This is a genomic window from Flavobacterium celericrescens, assembly GCF_011392075.1.
Classification (GTDB): Bacteria; Bacteroidota; Bacteroidia; order Flavobacteriales; family Flavobacteriaceae; genus Flavobacterium; species Flavobacterium celericrescens.
On sequence record NZ_JAAJBV010000001.1, the window covers coordinates 1 to 15,882 of the forward strand.

At 31.0% G+C, this 15,882-nt stretch carries 15 protein-coding genes; 4 read left to right on the plus strand and 11 right to left on the minus strand.

The window, feature by feature from the left end; translation table 11 throughout:
- The coding region (locus G4L40_RS00005; RefSeq protein ID WP_207785294.1) for a choice-of-anchor L domain-containing protein at positions 1–2,418 on the minus strand (2,418 nt) is incomplete at its 3' end.
- Between the two features lie 108 nt (positions 2,419–2,526).
- On the opposite strand from G4L40_RS00005, the gene G4L40_RS00010 reads away from it, so the two are divergent.
- From G4L40_RS00010 to G4L40_RS00020, 3 genes are all read left to right on the plus strand, one after another.
- Positions 2,527–3,426, plus strand: a complete 900-nt coding sequence (locus tag G4L40_RS00010) for a NifU family protein (RefSeq protein ID WP_166234768.1) — start codon at positions 2,527–2,529, stop codon at positions 3,424–3,426.
- A gap of 61 nt (positions 3,427–3,487) precedes the next feature.
- Complete coding sequence (locus G4L40_RS00015) at positions 3,488–5,503, plus strand: thioredoxin domain-containing protein (RefSeq protein WP_166234770.1); 2,016 nt, start codon at positions 3,488–3,490, stop codon at positions 5,501–5,503.
- Positions 5,500–6,270, plus strand: coding sequence for a mechanosensitive ion channel family protein (locus G4L40_RS00020; protein ID WP_166234772.1), 771 nt, complete (start codon positions 5,500–5,502; stop codon positions 6,268–6,270). The genes G4L40_RS00015 and G4L40_RS00020 overlap by 4 nt, the downstream gene beginning before the upstream one ends.
- On the opposite strand, the gene tsaB is transcribed toward G4L40_RS00020, so the two are convergent.
- From tsaB to G4L40_RS00035, 3 genes are all read right to left on the minus strand, one after another.
- Positions 6,271–6,930: a tRNA (adenosine(37)-N6)-threonylcarbamoyltransferase complex dimerization subunit type 1 TsaB gene (gene tsaB, locus G4L40_RS00025; protein ID WP_166234774.1), complete on the minus strand. Its 660-nt coding sequence runs from the start codon at positions 6,928–6,930 to the stop codon at positions 6,271–6,273.
- 97 nt (positions 6,931–7,027) lie between these two features.
- Positions 7,028–8,350 carry an efflux RND transporter periplasmic adaptor subunit gene (locus G4L40_RS00030; RefSeq protein ID WP_166234776.1) on the minus strand — a complete coding sequence of 441 codons (1,323 nt, stop codon included), beginning with the start codon at positions 8,348–8,350 and terminating at the stop codon, positions 7,028–7,030.
- 21 nt (positions 8,351–8,371) lie between these two features.
- Positions 8,372–9,694: a TolC family protein gene (locus tag G4L40_RS00035; RefSeq protein WP_166234778.1), complete on the minus strand. Its 1,323-nt coding sequence runs from the start codon at positions 9,692–9,694 to the stop codon at positions 8,372–8,374.
- A gap of 112 nt (positions 9,695–9,806) precedes the next feature.
- Between G4L40_RS00035 and G4L40_RS00040 the strand changes: the two genes are divergently transcribed.
- Complete coding sequence (locus tag G4L40_RS00040; RefSeq protein WP_166234780.1) at positions 9,807–11,198, plus strand: DUF4403 family protein; 1,392 nt, start codon at positions 9,807–9,809, stop codon at positions 11,196–11,198.
- A 48-nt stretch (positions 11,199–11,246) separates the two neighbouring features.
- Here the strand turns inward: G4L40_RS00040 and G4L40_RS00045 are convergent, their stop codons facing one another.
- The 7 genes from G4L40_RS00045 to G4L40_RS00075 all read right to left on the minus strand — a co-directional run bounded on the left by G4L40_RS00045 (position 11,247) and on the right by G4L40_RS00075 (position 15,882).
- The gene (locus tag G4L40_RS00045; RefSeq protein WP_166234782.1) at positions 11,247–11,462 is read right to left on the minus strand and encodes a hypothetical protein; all 216 of its coding nucleotides are present in this window, start codon (positions 11,460–11,462) and stop codon (positions 11,247–11,249) included.
- Positions 11,463–11,502: 40 nt separating this feature from the next.
- Complete coding sequence (locus G4L40_RS00050; RefSeq protein ID WP_166234784.1) at positions 11,503–12,042, minus strand: DUF420 domain-containing protein; 540 nt, start codon at positions 12,040–12,042, stop codon at positions 11,503–11,505.
- Between the two features lie 112 nt (positions 12,043–12,154).
- Complete coding sequence (locus tag G4L40_RS00055; protein WP_166235603.1) at positions 12,155–12,769, minus strand: SCO family protein; 615 nt, start codon at positions 12,767–12,769, stop codon at positions 12,155–12,157.
- A gap of 348 nt (positions 12,770–13,117) precedes the next feature.
- Complete coding sequence (locus G4L40_RS00060) at positions 13,118–13,819, minus strand: hypothetical protein (protein WP_166234786.1); 702 nt, start codon at positions 13,817–13,819, stop codon at positions 13,118–13,120.
- Between the two features lie 77 nt (positions 13,820–13,896).
- Positions 13,897–14,247 carry a cytochrome C oxidase subunit IV family protein gene (locus G4L40_RS00065; RefSeq protein WP_166234788.1) on the minus strand — a complete coding sequence of 117 codons (351 nt, stop codon included), beginning with the start codon at positions 14,245–14,247 and terminating at the stop codon, positions 13,897–13,899.
- Between the two features lie 21 nt (positions 14,248–14,268).
- Positions 14,269–15,249 carry a cytochrome c oxidase subunit 3 gene (locus G4L40_RS00070; RefSeq protein ID WP_166234790.1) on the minus strand — a complete coding sequence of 327 codons (981 nt, stop codon included), beginning with the start codon at positions 15,247–15,249 and terminating at the stop codon, positions 14,269–14,271.
- Between the two features lie 45 nt (positions 15,250–15,294).
- Positions 15,295–15,882, minus strand: coding sequence for a cytochrome c oxidase subunit 3 (locus tag G4L40_RS00075; RefSeq protein WP_166234792.1), 588 nt, complete (start codon positions 15,880–15,882; stop codon positions 15,295–15,297).

Below are 15,882 nucleotides of genomic sequence, written 5' to 3' on the forward strand. Positions count from 1 at the left end.
TGGTAAAGCATTCACGGTTATTGTCACACTTCCACTTGCGGTATTGTTACAAACCGGTGTTGTTGCACTTGCTACACTTACTAAATTATATGTCGAGTTTGCTGTCAATACCGGTGTAGTTACACTCACATTTCCTGTTGCGTCTAATAAAATAGTTTGGTTCGCTCCACCATCAACTGTATAGGTTATCGTTGCATTTGGCGTTCCTGTGAAACTAACCACAGCGGTTGCGCCTGAACAAATTGTTGTTGCGCCTGATATAGCCGCTGTTGGTAATGGTAATACCGTAACCACTGCACTTCCTGATGCTGTGTTAGTACAAGCTCCATTTACACTTACTAAATCATAAGTAGAATTCGTAGTTAATGCTGGTGTGGTTACACTTGCATTTCCTGTTGCATCTAATGTTATCGTTTGGTTCGCTCCTGAATCAACCGTATACGTTACAACTGCATTTGCTGTTCCTGTGAAACTAATCACTGCTGTTGAACCTGAACAAATTGTCGTTGAACCTGAAATTGATGCTGTTGGCAAAGCCGTTACTGTTACTGTAGCACTAGCTGTTAACGGAGTCGTAGTTGTTCCATCAAAAACACTTACCAATGTATAAGTTGAATTCGCAGTTAATACTGGCGTAGTTAGCACATATTGTCCAGCACCATCCAAAGTTATCGTTTGATTAGCTCCGCCATCAACCGTATACGTTACAACTGCATTTGGTGTTCCTGTGAAAGTCACAGTTCCTGTAGTACCCGAACAAATTGTGTTTGCTGTTACTGAAGCGGTTGGACCAGTAAAAACAGTCACTACCGCACTACCTGATAGAGTTACAACACATCCACTATTTACACTTACTAAATTATAGGTAGAATTAACTGTTAATGCAGGAGTAGTTATACTTGCATTTCCTGATGCATCTAATGTTATCGTTTGGTTTGGTCCACCATCTACATTATACGTAACAACTGCATTTGGCGTTCCAGTAAAAGTTATTACCGTCGTTGTTCCTGACGGAATTGTTGTTGTACCAGAAATAGTTGCCGTTGGTAAGGTAGAATTTACAATAACATCAAACTGAGTAAAAGCAGGACAAGGAATTGCAAAATTTTCTACTCTAACATAAATTGTTGTAACCGTTTGAGTTGCAGTAAAATTTGATGATATCTGACCAGTATTATCAATAGCATCTTGAGCAGACAAATAAAACAACACATCATAATCAGAAGGACTTAATGCTCCTAATACGGCTAAATTATTATCTGTCAAATTAAAATTATTAGTACAACTGTATAAATCTGGTGGATTTTGATTTATAGTAATACCTGGCAAATATTCCACAACTATACAATCATTTTGTGTACATGAAGCCCCAGAAATATTACTTGCTTGTAAACAATATGTACCTGGTTGAGATACCAACAACGTAGGCCCTGTAGCACCAACGATAACATTTGTATCTAAAGTCCATATAAAATTATAATCCGCTGGATCTAAATTAGAATCTAATAATCTTGTATCGCCGGGACACATTGCCAAACCATTAGCTTCAGTCATATCATCAGTTTCAACTCCAATACCAACAGGATATGATAAGTCAGCAACCCCTACATTGAAACTTCCTGCCTCAATAAAAACTGCAGAATTATAAGCACTATCATTTCTATCTGCTACAACTAATTTTATATGATATGGATTATTAGGTGTTACAGTTGAAGCCGCTGTCATTAAAACAGTTTGTCCATTAAAATTAATCGCAGCTCCAGCAGCATTAGCACCTCCATTAAATGCTCCAAAATAAGCGATATTCTCTGAAGAACAACCTGCATTATTTGCATTATCTCTAACTGTAATTACTGAAACCGGAGTTGAAGTACCAGGCACTAAAGCCAAATTAGTTACAGTTCCAGTTGTAACATCGGTTAAGAAAAAAGCAAAAGCATCAGAATAATTACATTGAAAAGTACCATATTCTTCAGACGCAAATAAGAAATTAAATGACATTTGATCCGTCAAAGGCATAAAATCAAACTCAATTATAGTAGCGTCATTATAATCCGTCAGACCTGGATCAATTCCTAAAGCTTGAATATAGTTGAATAATTGATTATCTCCTGGCCAAGCACCATCCCCTAAAGTTGTAGTATTTGGACCTGGTACATTTGTTAAAGCACCAGTATTCATAACAACCCCTGCACTTATAGGAAAATTAGGATTTGTATTGGTAAAATACCCAATCCCAGTTCTTGTTCCCAATGTTGCTCCAGAACTCCATGATATGTTGCTTACTAATGCACAAGGAGAATCAATCAATACATCCTCAACCAATTGTGGAACAGTGTGAGTTGTCGTGTTAACAACAATCGGTTGAGAGAAACCGATAGCAGTTATAAACAAAAAGAATAAGTAAAGTTTTTTCATTATATAGTTGTTTGTCGTTTTTTTAACCTAAAGTTAATTTTATTTTAAAAAAACAAATATAAACATTTGATAGAATTTTGTTCTTATCTTTGCAAAAACATAGTCAAAATGCGCGTAATATCGACAAAAATAACAAATAACCCTTCAATTGTTAAATTTGAATTAGACGAGTTCATTGTTAGAACTGAAAATTTTGAATTTAAAAATATTGATGAAACTCAACAATCACCTTTAGCAAAGCAATTGTTTTTCTTGCCTTTTGTAAAAACGGTTTATATTTCAGCTAATTTTATTGCTATTGAAAAATTTTCAATTGTAGAATGGGAAGACGTTCAAGATGATGTAGCAAATCAAATTAATGAATTTATAAAAAATGGAGGTGAAATATTAAAAATTAACGAAAACAAGAATAAAAAAATTCCTGTTACAGTTTATGCTGAAACCACACCAAATCCTTCTGTTTTAAAATTTGCTTCAAATAAGTTAATGACTAAAACAGCGGTTGAATTTAAAAACATAGACGAAACAGCCGCATCACCTCTAGCAAAAGAATTATTTAAATTCCCTTTTGTTAAAGAAGTTTTTATTGATGAAAATTATATTTCTGTAACCAAATTTGCAGTAACAGAATGGGATGAAATTACTTTAGAATTAAGAACTTTCATTAAAGAATATATTGAAAATGGAGGTACTGTGATTGATGAAAACGCAATTGTAAAAACAGACAATCATCAAAAACAACAAGAAAGTTATTTTGAGAACTTAGATGTTACTTCACAACAAATTATCAATATTATTGAAGAATATGTAAAACCAGCCGTTCAAAGTGATGGCGGAAATATTATGTTCGAATCCTTTGACCCTTCTGAAAAAAGAGTAAAAGTTGTACTCCAAGGTGCTTGTAGTGGATGTCCTTCATCGACTTTTACTTTAAAAAACGGAATCGAAAACATGCTAAAAGACATGTTAAAAGATCAAGATATTATTGTTGAAGCAATTAACGGATAAGCTTCAATCTTATTTAAAAATATTTTTACCTTTAAGCGTTCTAATAATGAACGCTTTTTTTATGAATGAATTACATCTAGAATCAAGTCCTTACTTATTACAACATGCTCAAAATCCTATATTTTGGAAAGCATGGAACAACAATACATTAGCAACAGCAAAAAATGAAAACAAACTAATCATCATCAGTATTGGTTATGCTGCCTGCCATTGGTGTCATGTTATGGAACATGAAAGTTTTGAAAACAATGAGGTTGCAACTGTTATGAATAACAACTATATCGCAATTAAAGTTGACAAAGAAGAACGACCAGATGTAGATGCCATTTACATGAAAGCTTTACAAATAATGACAGGACAAGGAGGCTGGCCACTAAATGTTGTTTGTTTACCTGATGGAAGACCAGTTTGGGGAGCAACATATGTAAAAAAAGAAAATTGGATTGATACTTTGGAACAACTTGCTGACATGTATCATAATCATAGTCAAAAAGTTATTGAATATGCAGAAAAATTACATGAAGGCTTAAATATTCTAGGAATAGTTGAACAAAATATGCACACGGATGAATTCCCTTTTGAAAACATCCATTTTTTAGTTGAAAAATGGCAAAAAAGTTTTGATTTAGAGTATGGTGGCTATGCAAGAGCTCCAAAATTTATGATGCCAAACAATCTTGAATTTCTTCAATACTATAGCTATATTTTTCAAAATAATACCATTTTAAAGCACGTTGATTTAAGCTTGACTAAAATGGCCTATGGTGGACTATTTGACACCGTTGATGGTGGTTTTTCACGTTATTCTGTTGACATAAAATGGCATATTCCTCATTTTGAAAAAATGCTGTATGATAATGGTCAATTAATTTCAGTTTATGCAGAAGCCTATAAACGATCGAAAAATCAATTATACAAATCTATTATTGACAAAACTTTGCAATTTATTGCAAACGAATTAACGGATAAATCTGGTGGATTTTACGCATCGCTTGATGCTGATAGTATAAACGAAATTCAAGAATTAGAAGAAGGTGCTTTTTATGTGTGGAAAAAAAACGAATTAGAATCAATCCTTAAAGAAGATTATTCTTTGTTTGCTGAAGTATTTAACATCAACTCTTTTGGACATTGGGAACACGAAAATTATGTCTTAATCCAAAAAGAAAGCCTATCTGAAATTGCTACAAAAAACAACATTTCTCTTGAAAAATTGATTCTAAAAAAACAACGTTGGGAAAATCTACTCTATCAAATTCGAAGCAAGAGACAAAAACCAAGATTAGATGACAAATGTTTAACTTCATGGAACGCCATGATGCTTAAAGGCTATGCTGATGCTTATAGCGCTTTGGGAAATATAAATTATTTGGCTATAGCCGAAAAAAACGCACTCTTTATTACCCAAAAACTTTGGACACCAGAAGGCAATTTACTTCATTCTTACAAAAATGGAACTGCAAAAATTGAAGGTTTTTTAGAAGATTATGCTTTTACAATTGACGCTTTTATCCGATTATATCAAGTGACTTTTAATGAAGAATATCTTCAAAACGCAAAACAATTAACCGATTATTGTTTGGAACAATTTTATGATGAAAACCAACAATTTTTTGCTTTTAACTCAAGAAATGATTCACAATTAATCGCTCCGCATTTTGAAGTAGAAGATAACGTTATTCCAGCTGCTAATTCAGTTATGGCTAATAATTTGTATACTTTAAGTATTTTGTACCATAACTCCTACTATGAAAAATTAGTCAATCAAATGTTGCATCATATCACTGTGAAAATTGATTACGCATCAGCTTATTCCAACTGGATGAAATTATGGCTAATAAAAAATAGCGGAAAAGAATTGGCTATTTGTGGCGAAAAAGCTCAACAAGAATTACAAAAAATAAACTCAGAATATCTACCAAATATAATTATTGCAGGAAGTAGTAGAAATAGTTCAATACCATTTTTAGCCCATCGATTTGTAGCAAACGAAACCATGTTTTACCTTTGTGAAAATAAAAGTTGTTTACAACCCGAAACTTCATTTGAAGCAATTCAATCAAAAATCAATTCATGAGAGCAATAGAAATTCAAAATTATTTTGAAACCGTTAAAAAATTAGTCTTAGAATATTCTCCAAAATTTGTAGTGGCGGTTATTATACTTTTAGTTGGACTTTGGGCTACAAGCTTTATTACAAGAACCGCTAAAAAATTAATGATAAAGCGCAATGTAGAATTAACGCTTTCAAATTTTATTGGAAATCTAATTTTTTGGACGCTTCGCATTCTTTTATTTGTAACTGTTATTTCAAAACTTGGAATAGAAACCTCTTCATTTGTGGCTATTTTAGGAGCTGCTGGATTAGCTGTAGGTCTATCATTACAAGGTTCATTATCAAATTTTGCTGGTGGAATTTTAATCATATTATTCAAACCTTTCAAACTTGGCGATACAATTGAAGCCCATGGTGAAACAGGAAAAGTAGCTGAAATTCTAATATTTTCAACTAAATTAATCACCGCAACTAATCAAGTGATTTATATTCCAAATGGAATTTTATCAAATGGAAAAATTAAAAACTATTCACAATTAGGAATTAGAAGAGCCGATTTAATATTAAAAACAAGTTACCAATCTAACTTTTCGGAAATTAAATCAAATATCTTAAGTTTTGTAGCAACTCATGAACTCATTTTACAAGAACCAAAACCAGAAGTTTTAGTGAACGAATTATCAGAAACTACAATTGTTTTTGTTGTAAAAGTTTGGACAAATAATGCTGATTTTGCAAAAGTAAGTTCCGATATTTTAGAGTTCAGCAAAACCGTTGTAAAACTTTAATTATTTGGTTAAAACAAAATCTTTTAGATAAAAAGGTTCAAAATAAGCCACATCAACAAATTCCTTTTTTTGAAATTTATCAAATGACAAAGCGCTCATTTCATTAGCCGAAGGAAATATTTTTGAACTATGAAAAACAAATTTCTCATCGATTAATATGTTTTTGAACTTTTCAATTCCGTCGCCTACTAAATGAATAATTTCTGTAATTTCTTGATATGAGGTTTCATCAATTATTTCAGCTTGAGTAGCTCTAATTTGCTTGTGATTTTTATCGAAAAAAGCAGAAAAAACTTCCATTCTTCTCGCATCAATCATTGGAAGAATAACACCATTTTCTATTTCAACTTGTTTAGCTAAAAGTTGTAAAGTATCTATCGCAATTAATGGAATATTCAACGCATAACAAAATCCTTTAGCCGAAGACACCCCAATTCGCAAACCAGTATAAGATCCAGGACCTTGGCTTACTGCAACTGCAGTCAAATCAGAAAATTTTACGTTGTTTTCATGTAAAATCTCTTCAATAAAAACGTGCAATTTTTCAGCGTGAGAAAAATTTTGAGCAGCAATTTCTTTACAAGCAATGGTTTTTCCGTTTTTTGCTAAAGCTACTGAACAATTTTTTGTAGCGGTTTCTAAATTTAAAATAAGCGACATAATTTATTTTTGAATGGCAAAGTTAATAAGGAATCTACTCTAAAAAAAATAAGACGCTATTTCTAGCGCCTTATCTAACTCAAATATAATCAAAATTTTATTTTTCAACTTCAGCTTTGTCTTTTTTATCCTTATCAGACTCGACTTTTACTTTATCATTTGATACTAAATCTTTAGAAACCGTTGTGTAAGGACCAATAATAATTTCCTCCCCAGGTTTTAAGCCAGATATAATTTCTATATTACTATCATCTTGAATACCCGTTTTTACTACACGTAATTTTGCTTTGTCGCCCACTTTCACAAATACACATTCATATTTTTTATCGCCTTTTGGAGCAGTACCTTTTTTCTCTTGCTCTTCTTTTTCTAGTTCAGCAACAATATCTTTTTTTACCGAAGTGGTATCGTCTTTAATTACAACAGCACTAATTGGCACGGCTACAATATTTTCTTTACGTTTTGTAATAATATCAACTGTTGCTGTCATTCCTGGTCTAAAAGGCGAATAATTTTCTGGTTTTCCTGCCAACAAATCTTGGTAAGATTCTTTTAAAATTCTAACTTTCACTTTAAAATTGGTTACCTGATCTGCTGTTAAAGCCGTACTTGCCGAATTTGAAATACTTGTAACAATTCCTTTAAATTCCCTTTTCAAATACGCATCAACTTCTATATTTGCAGAGTCCCCAATATTTATTTTCACAATATCATTTTCATTTACATCTACTTCAACTTCCATATTGTTTAAGTTGGCAATTCTAAGGATTTCAGTTCCTGCCATTTGCTGCGTTCCTAGAACACGTTCGCCCAATTCTATATTTAATAACGAAATAGTTCCATCTGCTGGTGCATAAATAGTGGTTCTACCTAAGTTGTCTTTAGCTTCAGTTACAGTTGCTGATGCACTTTGCACTTGATAATAAGCAGATTGTTTATTGGCAACAGCTACTTCATAAGAAGAAACCACTTTATCCCATTCAGATTTTGAAATAATTCCCTTTTCAAATAATCTTTTGTTTCTATCGAAGTTTGCTTTGGCTTCTTTTACTTGAGCATCTGCTTGGCTTAAACCTGCTTTTGTAGTAGACATAGAAGCTACCGAACGGTTTACACCAGACTCATATAAATCAGGATTAATTCGCACTAATAAATCTCCTTTTTTTACTTGTTGCCCTTCTTTTACAGGTAATGCAATAACTTCCCCAGAAACTTCAGACGAAATTTTCACTTCAATTTCAGGCTGAATTTTTCCAGTAGCTGAAACTGTTTCAACTATAGTAGTTTGTGCAACTTTTGACAATTCAACAATTTTTGAATCATCATTATTACCAATAACTCCTCCTTTTTTAAGCCCAACTAATAATAGGATTAATCCAATAGCACTTCCTAATAAAATGAATATGGTTTTCTTTGACATGACTATTTATTTAATTTTTTATTATTGTTTTTTGATTAATGGAATTCCAAAATAGAATTCTAATATTTTAGTTCTAAAAATGTAATCATATTTTGTTCTTAGAACTTCAGATTGAGCGTTTTCTAATGCAATTGTTGCTTGTGAAAAATCAAACGAATTAAGCAATCCAACTTCATATCTTTCTTTTGAAAAATCGAATGCTAATTTTCTTGCTTCTAATGATTTTTGAGCTGATTCAAATGATTTTCTAGCATTGATCACATCGTTATACGCTTGATATACATTACGTTCTAAATCTAATTCCGCTTGTTTCAATTGAAACTCAGCTCTTTCTTGGCTTATTTTTGCACGCTGTACTCTTCCTCTTGTTGCTAACCCGTTTAAAATGGGAACATTCAATTGCAATCCAATAGCTGTTCCATCAAACAAAGACAATTGGTCCACAAAATTAAAAGGAGTACTTTCTGACCATCTTGTATTATATCCAACAAAAGCCGTTAATGTTGGCAAATAAGACGAACGAGAAATAGACACATCTTTTTTTGCCAAATCAACATTTGACATAGCGATTTTTACATCTTTAACTGATTCTTTGGCTTTTGCTAAAATAGCTTCTTGTGTTTCACCACTAACATTTGAAAGTGGCAAATCAATGGTTTCATCAGAAATATCAAATGTTGCATACTCTTCAATTAACAATGTTTGACACAAAGCAATTTTTGAAATCAACAATGCATTTTCAGTACTTATAATTTGTTGTTGTTGAGAAGCGTCTGTAGCTAATAACTCATAAATATCACCTGCTGGTACCGAACCTGCTTCAATTAAATCTTGCGTCCTTTTGATATTTTCTTTTGTGATTAGGTTTTGATTTTTTTGTACTTTCAATTGTTCTTTATTGAACAAAATTTGCAAATATGAATTAGCAACCGAAAGCGCAATATCATCTTTCATTTTATCCAAACGATATGAATTTGCAATTTTATTTAGCTTGGTTCGCTGTAAAGTTTTCCAGTTAGCCAAACCATTAAATAGAGTAATGTTTGAATTCGCTCCTGCAGAAAACGATTTAAAAGTCTCGTTTTGAAATTGATTTGTTACAGGATTTATACTTGCTCCAGTATTTACACTATAATTAGCACTTGCACTTAAAGTAGGTAAAAATCCTCCAATAGCTTCCATTTTTTCAATATCTGAAGTTTTTAAATCTAACTCAGATTGTTTGATTGAAATATTATTTTTTATGGCATAATCTACACATTCTTCCAATGTCCACTTTTTATCTTGGGCAGCCAATTGAAAGCCTACAAAAAGTAGCAATAGCACTATTTTTTTTGATATCATTTTACGCACTTTAATTCTCATTTCTTATAAGACCTCATTTTTATTATTTTGTTACAGATATCAATTAAAATTTTACATTTACATCGAAAAAAATGAATTTACACCATCTATAATGAAAATATTTGTTGCCCTAACACTAATTTGCACCACTTTTTTAGGATTAATTTCTTGTGGAACCACTAAAAAAATTGAAGCTTTAAAACCAGCTCCTTCAAACGATACTCCTGTTGTTTACAAAAACAAAACTTCTTTTGTAGCAATGCCCGTAGAGATAACATTAAATGAAATTGAGCATCAATTAAATAAAAACTTAAACGGATTAATCTACAATGATTCCATTTTGAGTGATGACAAAACCGAAATGAAAATATGGAAAACTGCACCTATCAAATTAACTGAAAAAGACGGAAATATTGTTTCGGTAATTCCTTTAAAAATTTGGGCAAAATTCAAGTACGGAACTGATTTTTTAGGACTGAATGATACTCGTGAAATTAATTTAAACGGAACTATTACTTTAAACAGCAAAACGCACTTAACCAACTGGAAATTAACCACTAATTCCAAATTAGAAGATTTTGAATGGAGTGAAAGCCCAAGTATATTGGTAGCCGGAAAAAATGTTCCGATTACCTATATAATCAATCCAACTTTAAGCATTTTTAAAACTAAAATTGCTAAAAAAATTGACAAAGCTATTGATGAAAGTTGTGATTTTAAACCACATGTTTTATCAGTTTTAGAAAAACTAAGCACACCTTTTCTAACCAGTGAACAATATGAAACTTGGTTCAAAATGGTACCAATGGAATTATATGTAACTGAGGCTAAACTAGCCAAATCAAAAATCACAATGAACATGGGATTAAAATGCAATATGCAAACCATGGTAGGACAACAACCCAAAAACGGGTTTGACGCTTCAAAAATTGTTTTAAAACCAGTTGCTTCAATTCCTGATAACACAACAGCTTCAGTAGTTGCAGTATCAACCTATGAAAGTGCTAGTAAAATTGTAACCAAAAATTTTCAAGGTCAAGAATTTGCCTCAGGAAGCAGAAAAATAGTAGTTCAAAAAGTAGATTTATGGCAAAAAGATGGTAAAATGATTATTGCTTTAGATATTTTAGGAAGTATTAATGGCACTATTTATTTAGTAGGAATCCCAAATTATAATCCAATTACTAAAGAAATATATTTTGACCAAATGGATTATGTTTTAAACACCAAAAGTATTTTAATGAAATCGGCAAACTGGCTAATGCAAGGTACAATTTTAAAGAAAATACAAGAAAACTGTCGCTATTCTATCAAAGGAAATCTTGAAGAAGGAAAACAAAACATGAAACCTTACTTAAGTAATTATTCACCAATGAAAGGTGTTTTTGTTAATGGCTCACTGAACGATTTTGAATTTGAAAAAGTGGAATTAACTGATAAAGCCATCATAGCATTTATAACAACTTCTGGAAAAATGAATATTAAAATTGACGGAATGGAATAATTCAATTATGAATTAAAAATCAAGAATTACTTGAAATTGATTTTGAAGCTATTTCTTCTTTCCGTAGCGCATTTTATAAATCACATAACCTAAAACGCCAACCAATATATATGGAATTGCCATTAAATAAACAATTCCATCATTAACTGCTTCTGCTTTTACAGCTCCGTCTTCGCTTTCAAGAGCAGCGCGACACATGGCACATTGGGCTTGACTTGAAAGAGAAAAGAAAAAAGAGAAAAGAAAAAAGAAAAATATTTTCATCTTACAACCTCTTTGCTCTATTTTCTTTGTTCTATTTTCTTTAGTGCACATAATAAGGCGAAATCATTAAATAAACTATGACACCTGTAACTGCAACATATAACCAAATTGGAAATGTGATTTTTGCAATTCTTTTGTGTTTGTCAAATTGTTGTGACCAGGCTTTTACATAAGTTGTTAAAACCAACGGAATAATAATAACCGACAACACAATATGAGTGATTAAAATGAAATAATACACATATTTAACAACTCCTTCACCTCCAAATTTTGTAGAATCTGATGTCATGTGATAGGCAACATACATTGCTAAAAACGCTACCGAACAAGCAATAGCAAACTTCATTAATTTTTCGTGTAAACTTCTTTTCCCATTTTTTATAGCTATAACAGCAGCAACTAAGATTACAGCCGTTAAACCATTAATTGTTGCATAAATAGGTGGCAAAAAAGACAATGGCTCAACATTAAAGCCCATTCTTTTTAAATTAACACCAAAAAGTAATGCTACAACAGCTGGAATTGCAATTGATAAAACTACAATTAGTTTATTGTATTTTGTTTCTATTTTATTTTCCATTTTATTTATTTTTAAACATATAAGTCATATAAGCTAAACTTTCAATTTTTAAGAAATAAAAGCTCATATAAGTTTTGAATATTGTTATTGAAATTGCTTTTGAAATTGAAATCTATTCTTCTAATAACTTTTTAATGTCTTCTTTTATCGCTTCAACACCTTTCGCATCTAACCCATCATAATATAAAATTGGATTTCCTTGTCCGTCTTTTCTACATCTGATTTTACCATCTTTATCTACTAATGCAAATAAACCTGAATGCTCAAATCCACCAGCTGCTTTGTTGTTTTCTCCAGCATATAAATTGAATCCTTTATTTGCTAATCCATAAATATACTTTTTATCACCCGTTAAGAAATGCCAATTATAATGCTTTACTCCTAATTGATTTGCATGTTCTTTTAAAACAGCTGAAGTATCATGCTCTGGATCAATGGTAATGGATGCTAAGCCAAAATTTGGGTTGCCATAAAATTCTTCTTGTAATTGTAGCATACTTTGATTCATCTTGGGGCAAATAGTTGGGCAAGTTGCAAAAAAGAATTCCACCACATATACTTTTCCTAAATAATCTTTATCAGAAATTTTTTTATTGTTTTGATCAATTAATTCAAAAGCTGGAACGGGACCAATTTCAACTAAATCGGATCCAGAAAACTTTTTATCAAAAAAATAAACCAACAATATTAATATAAATGATAAAACTATAAGCGTCTTAAAAAACATCTTAATTTTTTTTCTAGCAATATTAATATCTATTGATTTAACTTTAGAATAATACCTAGCAATTAATTCAATTATATACAAGCACAAAAATATAAATACAACTAAAATCAATGATTTTACAAAAATTTCTGAAACAGATAAATTTTCAAAAAAAGAAGCCTTTGCATAAATTTCTTGATGATTTGTGATATTTTTTTCATTAACTACTTTAGGCGAATCAGCCAAATAATAATTTTGAACTAAATTGCCGTTATCATAACGCATTCTTAATTCTTTAACAACCCATATTCCGAATATTAAAACAATAAATGAAATCCCAATGTATGATTTGTTTTTCATCTCAACTTCTTATTTATTTCTTTCGATATTTTCTTTGATATTATCTCTGAATGCGTCTTTTCTCTCGTTTTTATTCTTCTTTAACGCTAGTCTATACTCGCGAAGAATGATTTTAATATCATCAGTCATTTCATTATGCAAATCAGCAGCGGAAATAGTATTGTAGCTTTCTTTATATTCATCAACACCTTTTTTATTTTTTCCTTTTCTTCCTCTATGATTTAGCTCTTTATCTACTATAATAACAGCTGGCGTCCCAAAATTTGCATCTAATTTACCAACCAAATTATAACTATCATAAAACGATTGTATTTCTTCCGGAGATGCAAAAACAAATTTCCATCCTGTCATTTCTCCTGTAATTGGTGCTAACTCATCTATTATCTGTTTTGCTTTAGCTTCACTTCCGATTGGTGCAACCATTATCATCTGAAAATCTTTAAATCCTTTGTATTTATTATAAATTTTCTGATTTAAATTGAAAAAATTACCTCTGTTTTCGATTATATTGTTTCCTACAAAACCTAAAACAGTTATTTTATCTTTCATACTAATATTTTCATGATTCAATCCTTTCCAATTATTAGGAATATCATTATTAGCTTTAGAAATCGTTGGTAAAAAAAGTGAATTATGTGTTGCCGTTGAAAATATTAAATAAATTGCAATGGGCAGCACAAAGAGTAATATAAGAACTAATTTGTTTTTCATAAAACGCGGTAAATTTAGCAAATACAAAAGTAAAAAAAATCCCGATGTAAATCGGGATTAAATTATAGAAACAAGTGTTAAAAATTCCACTTGATATGTCCAGTTTTGTATACATCAAAAACGTAAGCTCCTTCAATTAAAACTATAAAACATAGGTATAATATTAAGAATACTACGGTCCAAACAATTGATCTTCTAAACCATTTTTTCTCACCTTCCATGTGCATGAAAGCCCATGTAATATAGTAAGCTTTAACAATCGTCAAGATGATGAACAACCAATTTAATAAATTCATCCCTGCAAAATTATTAAAGTATAATGATTTAGGCTTAAAAATACCAAATAATACTTCAACAATAGTTATGATAGATAGAATTACAAATACTTTCCAAATTCTTCCTGTATGTGATTCGTGTGCGTGTGCCATGATATGCTTTTATTAAATAAATTATACTAAATAGAAGAAAGTAAATACAAACACCCATACTAAATCGACAAAGTGCCAATACAATCCAACTTTTTCAACCATTTCGTAACTTTTTCTTTTTTCGTAAGTTCCTAATAATATATTAAAGAAAATAATAATATTGATTAAAACTCCAGTAAAAACGTGGAATCCATGGAAACCAGTGATAAAGAAAAAGAAGTTAGCAAACAATTTACTTCCATATTCATTTCTAACTAAGTTAGCGCCTTCAACAACATATTTAGTATCTGCTAATCTTTTGATAGACTCTTCTCTAGTTAAAACTGTTTTTTCTTTTTCTGCATTGATAGTTTCAGTACGAACTAAAATTGATTCATCAGCTTTAAAACCTTGTACCACTTCATTTACAGAATGAGAAGGAATTGAAGCTTCACTCATAAACCAAAAACCATTGTTTCTGTTTAATTGTTCGCGTTCTTCTGGCAATGTTAAAGCAAAATCACCAAGAGCTACTCTTTCATATTCACCATTAGCTCCTTTTTTAACAAATTGTAAAATAGAACCACCTTTTGTTTCAACAGCTCCAAATTCACCTTTAATAAAATTTTTCCATTCCCAAGCTTGAGAACCTAAAAATATTAATCCACCAACAATTGTAAGCGCCATGTAAACAGCTACTTTAGTTTTTTTCAATTGGTGACCTGCATCTACAGCTAAAACCATAGTTACAGAAGAAAAGATTAAGATAAAAGTCATTAACGCTACATAATACATTGGTGCATCAACACCATGTGCAAATGGAAAGTGATTAAAAACCTCATCAGCAATTGGCCAAGTTTCAATAAACTTAAATCTTGAAAAACCATACGCTGCTAAGAATCCTGAAAATGTTAATGCATCTGATAAAATGAAAAACCACATCATCATTTTACCATAGGTTGCTCCTAATGGTCCTGGACCTCCGTCTAAAGCGTGTTCATTTGAAATAACTGTCGCTCCCATAAATTTTTTAATTGTTAAAAAGTTCCCAAATTTATTATTTTTTTTCTATTTGAAAAAATAGAAAAACAAAAACAAATAAACCCAAATAAAATCCATAAAGTGCCAATACATCGCACTTAGCTCTATACCAAGGGTTTGAGCCGAATTATACTTTTGTTTATAATGATTATAAATTACTACTAAAAGTGAAATTATTCCTCCAAAAAGATGCGCAACATGCACAATTACAAAGGCATACAAAAAAGAAACACTTACTGTACTTGATGGCCCAGTTGGAACTAATTGCATACTATACAACTCTGAAAAACCATTAAATTGAAACACAATGAATAATATACCTAAAATTAAAGTTGCCGCCAAGAAAAACATTCCTTTTGAATTAAATCCTTTTTTTACAGCATTTTTCGCAAGATAAAATGTGACACTACTTAAAATAATTATAATTGTACTAATTATTAACGATTTTGGCATATTAAAATCTGCTACCCAATCTGGTCTTTTTTTACTAACTATAAAACCACTTGTTAAACCAGCAAAAATCATACAAATACTTATCATTCCAAACCATAATAACATTTTATAGGTTTTTCCTTTTCGTTCTTGTTCTTCTTCAAAAGTCATTTTATTTTCCAT